This is a genomic window from Janthinobacterium goodfellowi (assembly GCF_051380695.1).
Taxonomy (GTDB): domain Bacteria; phylum Pseudomonadota; class Gammaproteobacteria; order Burkholderiales; family Burkholderiaceae_D; genus Janthinobacterium.
In genome coordinates, this window is record NZ_JBNYXN010000004.1 from 523141 (window position 1) to 542097 (window position 18957).

At 63.1% G+C, this 18957-nt stretch carries 16 protein-coding genes; 13 read left to right on the forward strand and 3 right to left on the reverse strand.

What is annotated here, in order from left to right; translation table 11 throughout:
* Positions 1-205: 205 nt before the first annotated feature.
* Entirely contained in the window at positions 206-1225 is a 1020-nt protein-coding gene (locus ACQ4WQ_RS18340; RefSeq protein ID WP_436499007.1) for a LacI family DNA-binding transcriptional regulator, read from the reverse strand.
* 402 nt (positions 1226-1627) lie between these two features.
* On the opposite strand from ACQ4WQ_RS18340, the gene ACQ4WQ_RS18345 reads away from it, so the two are divergent.
* The 6 genes from ACQ4WQ_RS18345 (at position 1628) to ACQ4WQ_RS18370 (ending at position 9747) form a co-directional block, all read left to right on the forward strand.
* Positions 1628-2920, forward strand: a complete 1293-nt coding sequence (locus ACQ4WQ_RS18345; protein ID WP_436499009.1) for an ABC transporter substrate-binding protein — start codon at positions 1628-1630, stop codon at positions 2918-2920.
* A 7-nt stretch (positions 2921-2927) separates the two neighbouring features.
* Positions 2928-3920, forward strand: a complete 993-nt coding sequence (locus ACQ4WQ_RS18350) for a carbohydrate ABC transporter permease (protein WP_436499011.1) — start codon at positions 2928-2930, stop codon at positions 3918-3920.
* Positions 3917-4735: a carbohydrate ABC transporter permease gene (locus tag ACQ4WQ_RS18355; RefSeq protein WP_436499013.1), complete on the forward strand. Its 819-nt coding sequence runs from the start codon at positions 3917-3919 to the stop codon at positions 4733-4735. The genes ACQ4WQ_RS18350 and ACQ4WQ_RS18355 overlap by 4 nt, the downstream gene beginning before the upstream one ends.
* Positions 4736-4767: 32 nt before the next feature.
* Entirely contained in the window at positions 4768-6135 is a 1368-nt protein-coding gene (locus ACQ4WQ_RS18360) for a GH1 family beta-glucosidase (protein ID WP_436499015.1), read from the forward strand.
* A 1-nt stretch (position 6136) separates the two neighbouring features.
* Positions 6137-7189 (forward strand): ABC transporter ATP-binding protein, encoded by a 1053-nt coding sequence (locus ACQ4WQ_RS18365; protein ID WP_436499017.1) that lies wholly within the window; start codon positions 6137-6139, stop codon positions 7187-7189.
* Positions 7190-7296: 107 nt separating this feature from the next.
* Positions 7297-9747 carry a TonB-dependent receptor gene (locus ACQ4WQ_RS18370; RefSeq protein ID WP_436499019.1) on the forward strand — a complete coding sequence of 817 codons (2451 nt, stop codon included), beginning with the start codon at positions 7297-7299 and terminating at the stop codon, positions 9745-9747.
* A gap of 95 nt (positions 9748-9842) precedes the next feature.
* Here ACQ4WQ_RS18370 and xseA read toward each other — a convergent pair whose 3' ends face one another.
* The gene (xseA, locus tag ACQ4WQ_RS18375; RefSeq protein ID WP_436499021.1) at positions 9843-11204 is read right to left on the reverse strand and encodes an exodeoxyribonuclease VII large subunit; all 1362 of its coding nucleotides are present in this window, start codon (positions 11202-11204) and stop codon (positions 9843-9845) included.
* 316 nt (positions 11205-11520) lie between these two features.
* Positions 11521-11652, reverse strand: coding sequence for a hypothetical protein (locus ACQ4WQ_RS18380; protein ID WP_436499023.1), 132 nt, complete (start codon positions 11650-11652; stop codon positions 11521-11523).
* Between the two features lie 881 nt (positions 11653-12533).
* On the opposite strand from ACQ4WQ_RS18380, the gene ACQ4WQ_RS18385 reads away from it, so the two are divergent.
* From ACQ4WQ_RS18385 to ACQ4WQ_RS18415, 7 genes are all read left to right on the forward strand, one after another.
* The gene (locus tag ACQ4WQ_RS18385; protein ID WP_070224614.1) at positions 12534-13139 is read left to right on the forward strand and encodes a MotA/TolQ/ExbB proton channel family protein; all 606 of its coding nucleotides are present in this window, start codon (positions 12534-12536) and stop codon (positions 13137-13139) included.
* Positions 13136-13579: an ExbD/TolR family protein gene (locus ACQ4WQ_RS18390; RefSeq protein WP_436499025.1), complete on the forward strand. Its 444-nt coding sequence runs from the start codon at positions 13136-13138 to the stop codon at positions 13577-13579. Before ACQ4WQ_RS18385 ends, ACQ4WQ_RS18390 begins: the two co-directional genes overlap by 4 nt.
* A gap of 113 nt (positions 13580-13692) precedes the next feature.
* Entirely contained in the window at positions 13693-14748 is a 1056-nt protein-coding gene (gene lpxK, locus ACQ4WQ_RS18395; RefSeq protein WP_436499026.1) for a tetraacyldisaccharide 4'-kinase, read from the forward strand.
* Complete coding sequence (locus ACQ4WQ_RS18400) at positions 14729-14905, forward strand: Trm112 family protein (RefSeq protein ID WP_010395789.1); 177 nt, start codon at positions 14729-14731, stop codon at positions 14903-14905. Before lpxK ends, ACQ4WQ_RS18400 begins: the two co-directional genes overlap by 20 nt.
* Before the next feature lie 2 nt (positions 14906-14907).
* Complete coding sequence (gene kdsB, locus ACQ4WQ_RS18405; RefSeq protein WP_436499028.1) at positions 14908-15666, forward strand: 3-deoxy-manno-octulosonate cytidylyltransferase; 759 nt, start codon at positions 14908-14910, stop codon at positions 15664-15666.
* Between the two features lie 275 nt (positions 15667-15941).
* Positions 15942-16598, forward strand: a complete 657-nt coding sequence (gene adk, locus ACQ4WQ_RS18410; RefSeq protein WP_070224611.1) for an adenylate kinase — start codon at positions 15942-15944, stop codon at positions 16596-16598.
* A gap of 195 nt (positions 16599-16793) precedes the next feature.
* Positions 16794-18917 (forward strand): sodium-translocating pyrophosphatase, encoded by a 2124-nt coding sequence (locus ACQ4WQ_RS18415; protein ID WP_436499030.1) that lies wholly within the window; start codon positions 16794-16796, stop codon positions 18915-18917.
* Positions 18918-18957: the final 40 nt, after the last annotated feature.

Sequence of the window (18957 nt, forward strand, 5' to 3'; positions counted from 1 at the left end):
TGCAGATTTCCGCATGCGTTGCGGATACTGGTAGCGTATTGATTCTCGTTCAGGAAAATAGTGGTATATGGTGAAGCGTCAGCACCTTGAGAAACCGTAGCGAGCAAGCCCGATATCGGGTTGAGTAGCGCAGCTGTACAAAAAGTACAGCGAGCAACGCCGACCCGAGAGTGGGCTGCGCAGTAGGTTTATCATGGTGCAATCCTTAGCGGATGCGGCGCGTAGTTTCGCGCACGATCAGTTCTAGCGGCGGAATGGCGGCCTGCACGGCTTCGCCATTGATCAGCCCCAGCAGCGCTTCCGTGGCGATGCGGCCGATGTCGTACAGGGGCTGGTGGATGGTCGTCAGCGGCGGCGTCGTGTAGGACGAGCCGGGCAAGTCATCGAAACCGACGAGCGAGATATCGTCGGGCACGCGGATGCCCTTGCGGTACAAACACAGGCGCACGCCATAGGCGGACAGGTCGTTGGCGGCGAAGACGGCGCTGAACTGCTGCTGCGTATCAAACAAGTGGTTCATGGCCAGCATCCCGCTTGCCTCGTGGAAATCGCCTTCCGCCATCAGTTTCGGGTCGATGGCGATGTCCGCTTCGCGCAGCGCGCGCTGGTAGCCCGTCAGGCGTTCTGCCGCATCCGTGTTGTTGGCGGGGCCGGCCACAAACGCGATGCGCCGGTGGCCCAGCTCGATCAAGTGGCGCACGGCCAGGTAGGCGCCGTATTCGTTGTCGAGCTTGAAGCCGATGGCGCTTTTCGTCGCCAGTGCGCGGCCCGTCGAGACGATGGGCCGCTGCTGCGAGAAATCGAGCACGCTCTCGTCCGAGATGCGCCCCGACAGCAGGATGATGCCGTCGACCTTTCGCGCCAGCAGCAGACGGATGCGGTCCGCTTCTTCCTGCGCATTCCAGTGCCCGCTGACGATGACGGAGGCGTAGCCCGTGTCCTTCAAGCCATCGTCCACGCCACGCAGGCTTTCGTCGAAGAAGGGGCTGGAAATATCCTGCACCACGATGCCGATGGTCATCGAGCGGCCCTTTTTCAAGCCCTGCGCCATCTGGTTCGGCGCGAATTTCATTTTCGCGATGGCCGCCAGCACGGCGTCGCGCTTGTCGTCGGACACCCTGGCCGTGCCGTTCAGGATGCGCGAAACGGTGCTGGGCGACACGCCGGCCTGGCGGGCCACGTCGAGCAGGGTGGAAGGGGGAGCAGCGTGGGCGCTATCGTTCAAGGTGATTCCCGGGTATCAAGATGGCTGGTCGTCAGTGCTCTGAAAACCTTTTCATCGAAAGATTACCATAAATGCCCACGGGGGGCCGTAGGTCGGGGTAGGCCGGGTTAGCCCTGCGGGCGTAACCCGACATATTGTTGGCCGTGCACGTCGGATTGCGCGTTGAAACGCTAATCCGACCTACGCTTGAAAACGTTTTCACAAAAAACAACAGCGTCTCGACAGTTTGTATTTTCGCCTTTTTCATAGGAGAGCACGCGCAGCGACAGCCCTCTGGCCATGCCACCCTCAATAAAAATGACAACTTTTTCGGTTGACTTGGTTTTCTTTGCGGTGTTAAATGGACACATGTTGTGAAAACGTTTTCAAGATAGAAGACGCTCAATAAACGGAGATGAAATAATGAAGTCAAGCATCCTTGGCGCCGTCCCGCTGGCCGCGCTGACCCTGGCCGCCAGCGTGGCCGCCGCGCCCGCCGCCGTCCCGCCGGCCGCGCCGCCTGTGCCGGCGCTGGCCCCCGCCACGATTACCGTCGCCTCGTTTCCCGACCTGGACCGCGCCGTCAAGACGGCCTTGCCCCTGTGGGAAAAGCTGTACCCGCAGGTGAAGGTCAAGCTGGTCAGCCTGCAGATCGACGACCACCATAACTCGATGACGACGGCTCTGGCGGCCGGCGCGCGCCTGCCCGACGTGATGGCCATCGACTTCCGCTATGTCGGCAGCTTCGCCGAATCGAAGGGCATGGAAGACTTGCTGCAGCCGGCATACGGGGCAGGGCAGTACCGCGCCCAGTTCGTGCCGTTCACTTTCGTGCAGGCCACCAGTTCGCGCGGCACCCTGGGCGCCATGCCGGCCGACCTGGGACCGGGCACTTTGTTCTACCGCAAGGACTTGATGGACAAGGCGGGCATCAAGGAAAGCGAGCTGACGGCTTCGTGGGAGTCCTACATCGCCGCCGGCAAGAAGCTCAAGGCCGCCACGGGCACCTATCTGCTGGCCGGCGCCAGCGACCTGGCCGACATCGTTATCCGCGCCAATCTGAAGGATGGCGAAGGCATTTACTTTGGCGACAAGGGGCAGGTGCTGGTCGACTCGCCCCGTTTCATCAAGGCCTTCGAACTGGCCAAGGCGGCCAGGATCGCTGGCATCGATGCGCGCACCGTGGCCTGGACGGGCGAGTGGGCCGAAGGTTTTAAACGCGACAAGGTGGCCAGCCAGATGATGGGTTCCTGGCTCAGCGGCCACCTGGCCAAGTGGCTGGCGCCCGATTCCAAGGGCCAGTGGCGCGCGGCCAACCTGCCGGCCGGCGCGCTGGCGTCCTACGGCGGCTCCTTCTACGGCATCCCGAAAAAGGCCGCGAATAAAACCCAGGCCTGGGAATTCATCAAGTTCATGACCGTCAACAAGGATATCCAGCTGCACTCCCTGAAAGAGATCGGCGCCTTCCCGGCCCTGAAAGCGGCATATGCGGACCCGATGATGGACGAGCCGCAAGCGTACTTCGGCGGCCAGAAGACGCGCCTGCTGGCACGCGACACGGCGGCGAAGATTCCCGTCATCCGCGTCGACAAGTTCGACGCCGTGGCGCGCGACATCGTCAACATGGAACTGGAAAGCGTGCTGGCGCAAAACAAGGATATCAAGACGGCGCTGGCCGACGCCAAGGCCCTGATCACCCACCGCGCGCGGCGCTAGGAGCAGCATGACTACGACCATGCCTTGTACCGAGGGCGCCGCCGCCCCGGCGCGGCGCGCCAGGAAGCGCTACAACATGAAGCAGTGGGCGCCGTACATTTTCATCAGCCCCTTCTTCATCCTGTTCGCCGTGTTCAGCCTGTTCCCGCTGCTGTTTTCCATCTATTTGTCGTTCAACCAGTGGGAAGCGGCCAGCGGCGTGGAAGCCATGCAGTGGGTGGGCCTGGACAACTATAAATATGCCTTGAGCGACCCGTGGTTTTTGCGCTCGCTGGGCAATACGCTGTGGCTGGCGCTGGCCTCGGGCGTGCCGCAGCACCTGGTCGCCATTCCGCTGGCAGCGTTCATCCACAACAGCTTCAAGCGCTCGCGCAACCTGGTGATCGGCATTTATTTTTTACCGTTCATCACCTCCAGCGTGGCCATCGCCATGGTCTTCAACACCCTGTTCTCGCGCGACTACGGCCAGATCAATGTGCTGCTCCAGTGGTGCGCCAGCCTGCCGCTGGTGGGCGGCCTGTTCCCGGCGGAATCGATCGACTGGCTGGGCAGCTCGCTGTTCATCAAGCCGGCAGTCGCCTTCGTGATTTTCTGGCGCTATCTGGGCTGGAACCTGGTGCTGTACCTGTCCGCGCTGCAGGTCATCCCCAAGGATTTATATGAAGCGGCGACCATCGACGGCGCCTCGAAACGCCAGCAATTCTGGTACATCACCCTGCCGCAGCTGCGCCCCATGATCTACCTGGCCGTGACCCTCACCATCATGGGCAATCTGCAGCTGTTCGAGGAACCGTTCGTGCTGGTGGCCGAATCGAGCGGCGTAAGCCAGTCGGTGATGACGACGGCCATCTTCGTCTACAAGACGGCGTTTTCCTTGGGCGACTTCGGCACGGCATCGGCCATTTCCTGGCTGCTGTTCCTCATTATCGCCAGCACCACCTGGGTGAACAACCGCATCTTCAGCCGCAATGAACGTCATGAACGCAAGGAGGCCAAATGAAAACTACCCGCTGGACGGCCTACGCCATGGTGGTCATCGGCGCCCTGATCATGGTCGCGCCGTTCTACTTCATGTTCGTCTTTGCCACGCACACGAGCGCCGAGATCTACAGCCTGCCGCCGCCGCGCTGGTTCGGTACGGCCCTGCTGAACAACCTGGAACTGCTGCAGGAGCGCCTGCCGTTCTGGCGCAATATCGGCATCAGCCTGTACGTGGCCCTGATGACGACGGCGCTGACCCTGTTCTTTTGCTCGCTGGGCGGCTACGCGTTCGCCATGTACGAGTTCCGCTTCAAGCGGCCCCTGTTCACCCTGGTGATGGCCTCGATGATCATTCCGTCGTTCATGAACATGATTCCCACCTTCATGCTGATGGATTTCCTCGGATGGCTGGACCAGCCGCGCGCCCTGTATGTGCCGGGAGCGGCCGGCGCGCTGGGCATTTTCCTGATGCGCCAGTACATCGGCACGGCGATACCGAAGGACCTGATCGAGGCGGCGCGCATCGACGGCTGCGGCGAATTTGCCATCTACTGGAGAGTCGTGCTGCCGCTGATCGGTCCCGCCATGGGCACCCTGGGGCTGATCACCTTCATCAACTCGTGGAACAATTTCATCACGCCGCTGGTCGTCATGCGCTCGGTCGAGAACTATACGATCCCGCTGGCCCTGCGCAGCATGCAGGCGCCGAACAACACGGAGTGGGGCGCGCTGATGACGGGCGCCGCCATCGCCGTGCTGCCGCTGCTGCTGATGTTTTTTGTCGCCTCGAAGCGCCTGATCGAAGGCTTGACCCAGGGCGCCGTCAAAGGCTGATCCACACATTTATCTCAACCCCTAACACTGACATGACCACCATGCATAACGACGACATCGACACCAACTTCCCCGCCACCTTCACCTGGGGCGTGGCCACCAGCGCCTACCAGATCGAGGGCGCCGCGGCCATCGACGGCCGCGGCCCGTCCATCTGGGATACTTTCAGCCACACGGACGGCAAGATCATCGACGGCAGCAATGGCGACGTGGCTTGCGACCACTATCACCGCTATGCCGAGGACGTGGAGCTGATCGCCAGCCTGGGCGTAAACGCCTATCGCTTTTCCATGTCCTGGTCGCGCGTGCAGCCCACGGGTTCCGGCGCCTGGAACGAGGCGGGCTTCGATTTCTATGCGCGCCTGCTCGACGCCCTGGCCGCCAAGGGTCTCGACGCGCATCTGACCTTGTACCACTGGGACTTGCCGCAAGCCTTGCAGGACGAGGGCGGCTGGCTCAATCGCGCCACCTGCTATCACTTCGCGGCCTATGCGGCCGAGGTGGCGCGCCGCTTCGGCCACAAGGTCGCCAGCATCGCCACGCACAACGAACCGTGGTGCACGGCCGTGCTGGGCCACGGCACGGGGCAGTTCGCGCCCGGCATGGCCGACCCGGCCGCCGCCGTGCAAGTGTCGCACCATCTGCTGCTGTCGCACGGCCTGGCCATGCAGGCGATGCGCGCCGTGAACCCGCCGGCGAAACTGGGCATCGTGCTCAATCAATGGACGGCCACGCCGGCCACCGACAGCGCCCAGGACCGCGAACTGGCCGAACTCGAATATGCACGCTCGGTGCAGTGGTATATGGACGCGATCTTCAAGGGCCGCTACCCGGCCCTGGCCCTGAAACACGTCGACGCTTCTGCTTTGTCCATCTTTGAAAACGATTTCACAGATATCAAACAGCCCATCGATTTCCTCGGCGTGAACTATTACACGCGCGCTTACGTGAGCGCCGAGACGCCGCCGCGCAAGCCCGAATGCAAGCTCGGCGTCAACGACATGGGCTGGGAAACCTATCCGCAGGGCTTGACGGAACTGCTCGTGGGCCTGCACCGCGAGTACCGGCTGCCGCCCGTCTACATCACGGAAAACGGCATGGCCGTCGCCGACAAGCCCGTCGGCGGCAAGATCCACGACGCGCCTCGCATCGAATACGTGCGGCTGCACCTGGACGCCTTGCGCGCCGTGATCGCGCAGGGCATCGACGTGCGCGGCTATTTCTACTGGAGCCTGATGGACAACTTCGAGTGGAACTCGGGCTATGCCAAGCGCTTCGGCATGCTGTACGTCGATTACGCCACGCAGCAGCGCAGCTTCAAGGACAGCGCCCTGTGGTACCGCGATTTCATCGCCGCGCAGCGCGCGTCCCACGCTGCCGTCCTGGCCGGGGAGCACTGACATGGCCGCCATTTCCCTGCGCGGCATCCGCAAGACCTACGGCGATGGCCCGGAAATCGTCAAGGGCCTGGACCTCGATATCCATGACGGCGAATTCATGGTTTTCGTGGGACCGTCCGGTTGCGGCAAGTCGACCCTGCTGCGCATGATCGCGGGACTGGAAGACATCAGCGCGGGCCAGCTGCGCATCGGCGACCTGCTGGCCAACGACGTGGCGCCGGCCGAACGGGGCATCGCCATGGTCTTCCAGAGCTATGCCCTGTACCCGCACATGACGGCGCGCGAGAACATGGGCTTTGCCTTGAAATTGGCGGGCAAAGGGGAGGCCGAAGTGCGCGCGGCCGTTGGCAAGGTGGCCGAGATTTTGCAGATCACGCACCTGCTCGACCGCAAGCCCAAGGCCTTGTCGGGCGGAGAACGCCAGCGCGTGGCCATCGGCCGCTCCATCGTGCGCCAGCCCAAGGTGTTTCTGTTCGACGAGCCGCTGTCCAACCTCGATGCCTCGCTGCGCGTGCAGACGCGCATCGAGCTGGCCAAGCTGCACCAGGAACTGGGCACGACGATGATTTACGTCACGCACGACCAGGTCGAGGCCATGACCCTCGGCGACAGGGTCGCCGTCTTCCACGGCGGGCACCTGGAGCAGGTGGGGGCGCCTTTGGCCCTGTACCGCCATCCGGCCAGCCAGTTCGTGGCCGGTTTCATCGGCGCGCTGCGCATGAACTTTTTGCCGTGCGCCGCCGTCCCTGCCCTGGCCAGCCAGCTTGGCGGCGATGCGGGCATGCTGGTCGGCATACGCCCCGAACACCTGCGCCTGGTGCCGCGCAACGAGGGCTACGGCGCCACGGTGACCCTGATCGAGCAGCTGGGCGACGCGCAGATCATCCACGCGACGCTTGACGATCGCATCGACGGCGGTTCGCATGCGGTGGCCATCAAGCTGCACGGCGAGGCGCGCCATGCGCTGGCGCAGGGCAGCGCCATCGGCTTCGCGGCGGAAGAAGGCCATGCCTTTCTGTTCGACACGGCCGGGCGCGCCGTGGCCACCCATTGACCCCGCACGGAGGCGACATGACTTCAGATTGACACCCAAAAAATGTGCAGCAGTAGCCAAAGAGCTATGTGATCATCATTCAACCAGCGGTACAGGAGACAACAACAATGCAACAGCTCAAACGCAATACCATCGCCCTCAGCCTGGCGCATGCGACCTTCGCCCAGTTTATCTTGCTGGGCAGCGGCGCCGCCATGGCCCAGGAGGCTGCAGCCACAGACGCGGCAAAACCGGCAGCCGAACAGATGGACCGCATCGTCGTCACGGCCACGCGCCGCAATACCTTCGTGCAGGAGACGCCGCTGGCCGTCACCGCCTTCAACCAGGACACCCTGCAAAACAACCAGGTCAAGGATCTGGCGTCGCTGGCGACCATGGTGCCCAGCCTCGTCGTCGAACAGCACGGCGACTCGGGCGGCGTGCACGTCTACATGCGCGGCGTCGGTTCGGCCAACCACACGGAGCTGGGCGACCCGGCCGTCGCCTTCTATGTCGACGGCGTGTATTCGCCGCGTCCCCAGGGCGCCACGGCGCTGATGTACGACCTGTCCCACGTCGAGGTGGCGCGCGGACCGCAGGGCACACTGAACGGCCGCAATTCGACGGCCGGCGCCGTCAACCTCGTCTCGGCCGCGCCGAGCACGGCCAAGTTCATGGGCTCGGCCGGCATCACCGTGGGCGACTACCGCCACCTGCAGACGCAAGGCATGATCAATATTCCGTTCTCCGACGACGTGGCGCTGCGCATCGCCGCCATCAAGGATAGCCACGACGGCACGGTGGACTTCCGCCGCGGCTCGAACGTCATGCCGGGCACGGCCAAGTATGGCGCCGGCGACCAGATGGGCGTGCGCGCCTCGCTGCTGTGGAAGTTCACGCCGCAGCTGCGCGGCACCTTCATCGCCGACTACTTCCTCGACCAGGGCGCCGGCAACGTCTACCTGGCGGCGGAACCGAAAGCGGGCGAGACGCTGCGCTCGGCCCTGATCGACACGCCGGGCACCCTGGACCAGTCCATTTTGACCTACAAGGGCAAGCTCAATTACAAGCCGACGGATGCGCTGGACTTCACGTACCTGGGCAGCTGGAGCCGCTACAAGCGCCAGAACAGCAATGATGCCGATGCGGGCCTGTTCCCCGGCTTCAAGTCGGAAAACCGCACCGACTGGGCGCAGTTCGACAGCTATTCGCACGAGCTGCAGGCGCGTTCGGACGACGATGCGCCGTTCCAGTGGGTGGCCGGCCTGTTCCTGTTCAACGAAAAGAACAAGGTGCGCTTCGATATCGACCGCAGCCAGATTTCGCAGGCGGCCGTGCAGCAGGATATCGCGAACGGCGCCGTGATCTTCGTGCAGCCCACCGTGGGCCAGTATGCCTCGTCCATGTCCTTCATCCAGGGCGACCGCCAGCTCAAATCGAAAGCCGTGTTCGGCCAGGTCAGCCAGCAGCTGACGGACCAGATCAAGCTGACGGCCGGCGCGCGCTACACGAAAGACCATAAATTCGACATCGGCGGCCAGAACTGGGCTTGCCCGAACTGGCCCGCGAACACGCCGCTGGGCACCACCGTGCTGACCGCCGACCAGCTGCGCCAGCTGGTCACGCCGGGCACGGGCCTGGCCAACACGCACAATATCGGGCCCGGCGGCGCCATCACGGCGGCCGCCTGCGGCAATACGCCGGGCGACAATACGGCCGACCTGAAATACGGCCAGGCCACCTGGCTGGGCCGCATCGAGTACAAGCTGCGGCCGGACATTTTGCTGTTCGGCTCCGTGACGACGGGCTTCCATTCGCCGGCCATCGGCGACGGCGGCGCCACCACCAAGCCGGAAAAGCTGACCAGCTATGAAATCGGCTTCAAGTCGGACTTGCTCAACCGCGAACTGACCCTGAACCTCGATGCCTTCCTGATGAAGTACAAGGACAAGCTCGAATCGCAGGTGGTCAACAGCGTGCTGGCCAACTTCAATGCGGCCGGCGCCACCGTCAAGGGCCTGGAAGCGGAATGGGTGTGGCGGCCGACGAAGGTCGACCGCCTGACGGGCAACGCCACCTGGCTGAAAGCCGTGTACGACGACTTCATGTCGTGCGACGTCGATGCGGCGCGCGCGAATGGCCAGTCCTGCGGCTCGACGGCGCCACTGGTGAACGTGGGCGGCAGCACCATGAAGCATGCGCCGAAGTTTTCCACGACCGTCCAGTACGAGCATGATTTCACGGTCGGCGGCGGCCAGCTGACGCCGCGCGCCTCGGTGCACTATGAAACCATGTCGTACGTGGGCGCGGGCGCGTTCAATGGCGACGTGCCGGGCCATGCGGGCGTCAAGCGCCAGGAAGCCTACACGACCCTGGACCTGAGCCTGCGCTTCCAGCCGGCGAACAAGGCGTACACGGTGGAAGCGTTCGTGCAGAACGCCACCGACAAGGCGGTCAAGCTGGACGTCAATGAAATCTGCACGGACGTGGGCATGCCGTGCCAGCCCACGCAGCAGATCTACGGCGCCTTCTACAACGCGCCGCGCACGTTTGGCGTGCGCGTGTCGATGAAGTTTTAAGTGAGGTAGTGTGAAAGAGCAGTTGCAGTCGCAGTCCACTCAGTAGGGGAAGGTGTTGGGCCGGGGAGCTTCCCCGGCCTTTTTTATTCCAGCGCTTATTCCAGAGTCGCCTGCACGCTGGCGATGCCGATTTGCGCGCTGCCTTCGGCCAGGCGCACGTTGACGTTCTGGCGCGCCTGCAGCTGCGCCGGCGAGCGCACGATGGCGCCTTTTTCATCGCGCAGGATGGCGTAGCCGCGTTCCAGGGTGCGCTGCGGATTCAACAGTTCCAGCTGCGCTGCCAGGCCGTCGAGGCGGTGGCGCCGCTGGCTGAGCAGCTGCGCCATGGCCGCGCCGCCGCGCCGCTGCGCTTCGGCCAGGCGCGCGCGCGGCGCCGTGACGTCGGGCCGCAAGGCGGCCCAGCGGTTGCGCAGGCGTTCCAATGCATATTGCGACTGGTTCACGGGCGCGCGCGCCGCATGCGTCATGGCCGTGGACAGGGCCAGCAGCTGCAGGCGCTGCTGCTGCAGCTGCGCCTTCGGGTTGAGCAGGCGGCGGCTGTGGCGGTCCAGGGTTTGCGCCGCGTCGTCGAGGCTGCGGCGCATGGCGCGGCGCAGGTCGGCCGCGTCGGCGCGCAGGGAAGCCATCCAGTCGGCGCGCGGCGTGGCCGCCAGTTCGGCCGCCGCCGTCGGCGTGGCCGCGCGCAGGTCGGCCGCGAAGTCGGCGATGGTGAAATCCGTCTCGTGGCCCACGCCGCTGATCACGGGCATGGAACAGTCGGCGATCGCGTGCGCCACGGCTTCATCGTTGAACGACCATAAATCCTCGATGCTGCCGCCGCCACGGCACACCAGCAGCACGTCGCACTCGGCCCTGGCTGATGCCGTGCGGATCGCGTGCGCGATTTTTTCCGGCGCCTGCTGGCCCTGCACGGGCGTGGGATACAGAATGATGGACACGTGCGGCGCGCGACGCTTGAGCGCGATCAGCACGTCGCGCAGGGCCGCCGCCTGCGGGCTGGTGACGATGCCGATGCTGCGCGCGAACATGGGGATGGCGCGCTTGCGTTCCTGGTCGAACAAGCCCTGCGCGGCCAGCTTTTCCTTCAGGCGCTGGAACGCTTCGTACAGGGCGCCCACGCCGGCGCGGCGGATGGCTTCCACGTTGATCTGGTAATCGCCGCGCGCGCCGTACAGGGTGACGAGGGCGCGCACTTCGACCTTGTCGCCTTCGCGCGGCGTGAAGCCCGCGTACTGGGCGCGGCCGCGGAACATCACGGCGCGCACCTGGGCGCCATCGTCCTTCAAGGTGAAATACCAGTGGCCGGAAGCGGCGCGCGTGAAGTTGGAAATCTCACCGGCGATCCAGGTCAAGGGAAACGAGCGCTCGAGCAGGCGCGCGACGGCCTGGTTCAGGGCGCTGACGGTCAGCACGGGCGGGGCGGCAAAGCCGCTGTCAGTCGGGGTGTCGGTCATCATAAAGCTGAGGGCGGGAAGGGAACTGTCCACATATTATCGGCGAGGTCATGCTTATGTCATATATCGTGCAAAACAACAAGATCTATTTCTAAGTAATTGATTTCATGCAGAATTCCCGTATGCCTGATTTGCGTGCACAGGGAAAAAATCCTTTAATATCAAGCACATCAGTGCAGCCCCTTCCACTTACGCACAAAGTTATCCACAGAAAGTGTGCGGAACTTTTTGCCTTGGACAAACATGGCCGAGCGGGCCCGTTTATACCGATAAAAGTGCCTTGCTACATTTTTGCGCACGGAAATAAAGTGCATAGGAATCAAGCGCTTAGTATGCCATGCATGGCCTTGCGCACAATCTTATCCACAAAAAATGTGCAGAACTCCCGCACGGCATGGGATTTATCCACCGGAATGCCCATGGCATGGCTTGCCTGAATTTTACGCAGCATAAAAATAGCCTTATAGATCAAGGGTCTAGAGTTCGATCGTGCGCCTTGCTCACAATCTTATCCACAGAATATGTGCAAAACCGCATAAATCGTTTCGTCTTTTCCGGTACTTTTCCACGGCGCGAGCAGGCGCTCGCGCTGCCTTATTTTTCAGCATCGAAAAAAACTCCTTTAAAATCAATGCTCTTGCATGGAGTCAATCGGCTTGCTCACAATCTTATCCACACTTTATGTGTGAAACTGCCTTCGCCGTGGAAAACTGTCTTTTTGCGGTGAAATCTGACGCTGAAAACCGTGCTTTCCAGCCCTTGCTACATTTTTATGCACGGCAATAAAAACGATATAAATCAATGTACTTAGCGCTTATCTTTGCGCTTGCGCACAATCTTGTCCACAGATTGTGTGCAGAACTTTGAGGGTCCATCTGCCGCCGATTGCGCGCTGTCTGCCACTTTTTTACTCATTGACTTAATTTCCTTTTAAATCAATGACTTAATTGAATTCAACGGCTTTGCGCACAATCTTGTCCACAGTAAATGTGCAGAACTCTGCAAGTATTAATTTATTGACATTGACTACTGCCGATAAGCTGCTATGCCTGTATTTTGCGCAGCATGATAATTCCCATGTAAATCAAGGGCTTGTGTGCTGGACTTCATGCTTGCTCACAATCTTATCCACACAAAGTGTGCAAAACTGTGCGCTGGAGTACCGGCCCGCCGCGCGGTGTGGATAAGGGCAGATGCAGGCGCCACTTGCCGCCGGCGCGGCAACGCGCTACATTGCGCCATTCCTGCGCGGACGTATCATCGGTCTTCGGCGCTCGGTACAATACAGGCTGTCCGGGCGGTCCATCGCCTTCCCTTTACCAGGAGTTTCTTTTGCTCGCTATATTTCAAGCCGCTGGCTGGCCCATCTGGCTGTTGTTGATCGCTTCCATCGTCGCCCTGGCCCTGATCATCGAGCGCCTGCTGTATTTGCGACGCGCCAAGATCCTGCCCCGCAAGCTGTTCGATGAAGTGGTGCAGGTATATCGCAGCGGCAAGATCACGCCGGACACGGTGGCCAAGCTGGAAGACAATTCGCCGCTGGGCGTGGTGCTGGCCGCCGCCTTGCGCAATGTCGACGCGCCGCGCGAAGTGATGAAGGAATCGATCGAGGAGGCCGGCAGCGGCGTGGCCCACACGCTGGAACGTTTCCTGACGACCCTGGGCACCATCGCCACCCTGGCCCCGCTGATGGGGTTGTTCGGCACGGTGGTGGGCATGATCGAAATCTTCGGCTCGCAAAACGCCAGCGGCTCGAATCCCGCCCAGCTGGCCCACGGTATCTCGGTGGCCCTGTACAACACAGGCTTCGGCCTGGCCATCGCCATGCCGACCCTCGTCTTCTACCGCCATTTCCGCGCCCTCGTCGACAGCTTCGTCATTGACATGGAGCAGCAAGCGGTCAAGTTCGTCGACATCGTCCACAGTGGCCGCAAATGAACTTCCGCAAAGGCAAGGGGCGTGAAGACCCCGAAATCAACCTGATCCCGTTCATCGACGTGCTGCTGGTGATCCTGATCTTCCTGATGGTCAGCACCACCTACAGCAAGTTTACGGAGCTGCAGATCACCTTGCCGACGGCCGACGCCGAGCAAGCGAAGGACAAGCCGCAGCAGATCGACGTCACCGTCGATGCCAAGGGCAATTACACGGTCAACCGCGAACCGGTCTCGTTCCGCGACGTGGCCGGCCTGGCCGACGCCCTGCAGAACGCGGCCAAAGCGGCCAATGGCGGCAAGGCGCCCGCGCAGACCCCCGTGGTCGTGGTTAACGCCGACCAGTTCGCCATGCACCAGATGGTCATCCACGTGATGGAAGCGGCGCGCCTGGCCGGCTATGAAAAGCTGACGTTTGCGGCGCAAGCGGGCGGCAGCAAGTAGGTCGGCTTAGCCGGAACGGCGTCAGCCGACACAAGCCGCAGCCGAGCATGTCGGATGACGCTGCGCCTGGCGGCGCGGCTAATCCGACCTACACCATTTTTACGTCTTCCTTCATGCCCACATCCTCCCCCGCCAAGCTTGAAACCACATTGACCCGCGCCTGGCTGACGCGCGGTCCGCTGGCGTGCGCGCTGTGGCCCGTCTCGCTGCTGTTCGGCGCCCTGAGCGCCGTGCGGCGCGTTTTGTACCGCGCCAACATCCTGCAATCGGCGCGCCTGCCCGTGCCCGTCGTCGTCGTCGGCAATATCTTTATCGGCGGCACGGGCAAGACGCCGCTGACGATCTGGCTGGTGCAAGCCTTGCGCGACGCGGGCATGCGCCCGGGCGTCATTTCGCGCGGCCATGGCAGCGCCGACCGGCTGCCGCGCGCCGTGACGGGCGAGTCCACGCCGCAGCAGGTGGGCGACGAGCCGCTGCTGATCTTCCAGCGCGGCGGCTGCCCCGTGATGGTGGGGCGCGACCGCGCGCAAGCGGGCAGGGCGCTGCTGGCCGCGCATCCGGACGTCGACGTGCTGGTCACGGACGACGGCTTGCAGCATTACGCCTTGCGGCGCGACGTGGAAATCGTCCTGTTCGACGGCCGCGGCGCGGGCAATGGCTGGCTGCTGCCGGCCGGACCCTTGCGCGAATCGCCGCGCCGCCGGCGCGACGTGACGGTGATCAATGCGCCCGAGCTGGCGCCGGCGCTGGTGGACAAGGTCGCGCCCAATGGCGGGCTGGTGGTGCAGATGCGGCTCGAGGGCAGCGTGGCCGAACGCTTGACGGACCGCAGCGAACGCATGGCGCTTGAAACCCTGGCGGCAGGCGGCCAGCGCATCGTGGCGGCGGCCGGCATCGGCAACCCCCGGCGTTTCTTTGCCATGCTGCGCGGGGCCGGATTGGACTTCGCGGAACTGCCCTTGCCCGATCATCACGACTTTCTCGACCAGCCATTTGCTGCCCTCGACACGGATGTGATCTTGATCACCGAGAAGGATGCAGTAAAATGTGCGCAAATTGAATATCTCAAAGATGACCCGAGACTGTGGGTCGTCCCCGTCAGTGCGCGCATCGATAGCGCGCTGGCCCAACAAATTGTGGAGAAATGTCGTGGACGCTCGACTGCTTGATATCCTGGTCTGCCCTGTTTGCAAGGGTCCGCTTGAACACGATAAGAAGGCGCAGGAACTGATTTGCCGCGCCGACCGCCTCGCCTATCCCATCCGCGATGGCATCCCCATCATGTGGGCGGACGAAGCGCGCACCCTGCAAGACGCAGTGGAATAACGATGGCGTTCATCGTCATCATCCCGGCCCGCCTGGCCTCGACGCGCCTGCCGAACAAGCCGCTGGCCGACCTGGGCGGCAAGCCCATGGTGGTGCGCGTGGCCGAGCAGGCGCTGCTCTCGGGCGCCGCGCGCGTCATCGTCGCCACCGACCATGCATCGATCCGCGACGCTTGCGCCGCGCATGGCGTGGAAGTGTGCATGACGCGCAGCGACCATCCGTCGGGCACGGACCGCATCGCCGAAGTGGCGCGCACGCTGTCTTTGCCGCCGGACGCCGTCGTCGTCAACCTGCAGGGCGACGAACCGCTGATCGATCCGGCCCTGCTGGCCGCTTGCGCGGCGCAGATCAGCGCCGCCGTCCCCATGGCCACCTGCGCCCATCCGCTGCATGACGTACTTGAGGCCTTCAATCCGAATGTCGTCAAGGTGGTGCTGGACAAGGCAAACCGCGCCTTGTATTTTTCGCGCGCCACCATCCCCTGGCACCGCGACGGCTTCGCGCAGTCGAAAGACAGCTTGCCGGCCGGCTATGTGCCGCTGCGTCATATCGGCCTGTATGCCTACAGCAATGCATTTTTGCAAACGTATCCCACGCTCTCCGCGTCGCCTCTGGAAGCGATCGAGGCGCTGGAGCAGTTGCGCGTGCTGTGGCACGGCTATGCCATCGCCGTGCACGTCACGGATTCGGCCCCGGCCGCCGGCGTGGACACGCCGGAAGATCTGGAACGCGTGCAGGCGCACTACCGCCACGCCACCTGAGAAAACGTCCATGGCTGCCTTGCCCTGAACGTGTTTCAGGCGCCGTGCGTGCGCGCGAAAAACTTTATGCGGGGCCTGCCACAAAAAACCACATTTTGAAACGCCTGCTTCGCTAATTGCTGGCTTTGATCAATCAGGGCATAGCAATTCGACAGCAAACTGGCGTTCCGGGGATTTTTTGTGGTAAGTTTCGTAGGGAAAGATAGCCATAGCAACATCATCTAAAAATAATTACACATACCACCATCCAAAATCTGTTTTTTAGGAACTTTTCAATGCGTCTGATACTTTTAGGAGCACCCGGTGCCGGCAAGGGCACCCAAGCTAACTTCATCAAAGAAAAATACAACATTCCACAAATCTCCACGGGCGACATGCTGCGCGCGGCGATCAAGGAAGGCACCGAACTGGGCCTGGCAGCGAAAAAAGTCATGGATGCGGGCGGCCTCGTGTCGGACGACATCATGATCGGCCTGGTCAAGAACCGCCTGCAGGAAGCCGATTGCGCCAATGGCTACCTGTTCGACGGTTTCCCGCGCACCATCGCGCAGGCGGACGCCATGAAGGATGCCGGCATCAATGTCGACTACGTGCTGGAAATCGACGTGCCGGACGAATCGATCATCGAGCGCATGGACGGCCGCCGCAGCCACCCGGGTTCCGGCCGCGTCTACCACGTCAAATTCAATCCGCCCAAGGTCGACGGCGTCGACGACATCACGGGCGAGCCGCTGATCCAGCGCGACGACGACAAGGCTGAAACGGTCAAGAAGCGCCTGGACGTGTACCACAACCAGACCAAGGTCTTGCTCGGTTACTACAACGACTGGGCCAAGTCCGGCCTGCCGGGCGCGCCGAAATACCGCCGCATCGCCGGCGTCGGTCCGGTCGAGCAAATCCGCGACAGCGCCTTTGCCGCCCTGGCGGAATAAGCAGTTTTTGAAAAGCGGACATCAGTGTCCGCTTTTTTTGTGCCCGCTTTTCAGGCAGACTGCAAGCATGGCTGTATGTCTTACGTTTTCGTAGTTGAAGTTTTTTGCAGGTCGTGTTTTCCTGGCTGCGCGCGCCTACCCGGTGCGGTCTGCAGCTGTCGGCAATGACGTCGGATAAAAACAGAAGGGGACGATATGGCAGCCAGTTTGTGGTTTGCGGTAGCCTGCGGCGTGGTCGCAGTCATCTATGGTTTGGTGTCGCGCAGCTGGATCCTGCGCCAGGATCCCGGCAATGCGCGCATGCAGGAAATCGCCCTGGCTATCCAGCAGGGCGCGGCCGCCTATCTGGCGCGCCAGTACCGCACCATCGCCATCGTCGGCGTGGCGCTGCTGATCGCCATCTATGTACTGCTCGGCCTGCACACGGCGCTGGGCTTTCTGATCGGCGCCGTGCTGTCGGGCGCCTGCGGCTTCATCGGCATGAATGTCTCGGTGCGGGCCAATGTGCGCACGGCGCAGGCGGCCACCCTGGGCATCAATCAGGCGCTGAACGTGGCCTTCAAGGGCGGCGCGATCACCGGCATGCTGGTCGTCGGTCTGGGCTTGCTGGGCGTGACCCTGTTCTACTGGCTGCTGATAAAGACGGGCGCGCCCGGCCTGACCCAGCATGACCTGATCAAACCCCTGATCGGCCTGGCCTTCGGCGCCTCGCTCATTTCCATCTTCGCGCGGCTGGGCGGCGGCATCTTCACCAAGGGCGCCGACGTGGGCGCGGACCTGGTGGGCAAGGTCGAGGCGGGCATCCCCGAGGACGATCCGCGCAACCCGGCCGTCATCGCCGACAACGTGGGCGACAACGTGGGCGACTGCGCCGGCATGGCGGCCGACCTGTTCGAAACCTATGTCGTGACCCTGATCGCCACCATGCTGCTGGGCGCGCTGCTGATGGCCGAAGCGAGCAGCACGGCCATCATCTACCCGCTGCTGCTGGGCGCCGTCTCCATCCTCGCTTCCATCGTCGGCTGCTCGATGGTCAAGACGGCGCCCGGCAAGAAGATCATGTCGGCCCTGTACACGGGCCTGTGGTGGGCCGCCGGGCTGTCGCTGGTGGGCTTTGCCGTGGTGACGTGGCTGCTGTGGCCCGACGACGCCATGCGCTACAAGATGCTGGGCGCGACCGTCGTCGGCATCGTGCTCACGGGCCTGATGGTCTACATCACCGAGTACTACACGGGCACGGATTTCAAGCCCGTGCGCCACATCGCCGAAGCATCGACGACGGGCCACGGCACGAATATCATCGCCGGCCTGGGCGTGTCGATGAAGTCCACCGCGTATCCGGTGCTGGCCGTCTGCGTCGCCATCCTCGTCTCGTATCAATTGGCCGGCCTGTACGGCATCGCCATTGCGGCGACGTCCATGCTGTCGATGGCGGGCATCATCGTCGCGCTCGACGCGTACGGCCCCATCACCGATAACGCGGGCGGCATCGCGGAAATGTCGGGCTTGCCCGACTCCGTGCGCGCCATCACCGACCCGCTCGACGCCGTGGGCAACACGACCAAGGCCGTCACCAAGGGCTACGCCATCGGCTCGGCCGGCCTGGCCGCGCTGGTGCTGTTCGCCGACTACACGCATGCGCTCGAATCCGTGGGCCAGCACATCACCTTCGACTTGTCGAACCCGATGGTCATCGTCGGCCTCTTTATCGGCGGGCTGATTCCGTATCTGTTCGGCGCCATGGCGATGGAAGCCGTGGGCCGCGCGGCCGGTGCCGTGGTGGTCGAGGTGCGCCGGCAGTTCCGCGACATCAAGGGCATCATGGAGGGCACGGCGCGGCCCGAATACGACAAGGCCGTCGACATGCTGACGGCGTCGGCCATCCGCGAAATGATCGTGCCATCGCTGCTGCCCGTGGTGGTGCCCATCGTCGTGGGCATGCTGCTGGGGCCGGCGGCGCTGGGCGGCCTCTTGATGGGAACGATTGTGACGGGTCTGTTCGTGGCCATTTCCATGACCACGGGCGGCGGCGCCTGGGACAACGCCAAGAAATACATCGAGGATGGCCATTTCGGCGGCAAGGGTTCCGACGCGCACAAGGCAGCCGTCACGGGCGACACCGTGGGTGACCCGTACAAGGATACGGCGGGACCGGCCGTGAACCCCTTGATCAAGATTATCAATATCGTGGCCCTGCTGCTGGTGCCGCTGCTGCCGGCCACGGGCTGGCTGGCCGTGGCCGCGCCGGCGCCCGTCCACGCGCCCGCGCCGCCCATCCTGGCGCCGGCGACACCGGTGCAAAGCTTGCCCGCGCAATAACAAGGCGCCTTTCCCGCAGCCCCGTGGCCCGCGCCGCGGG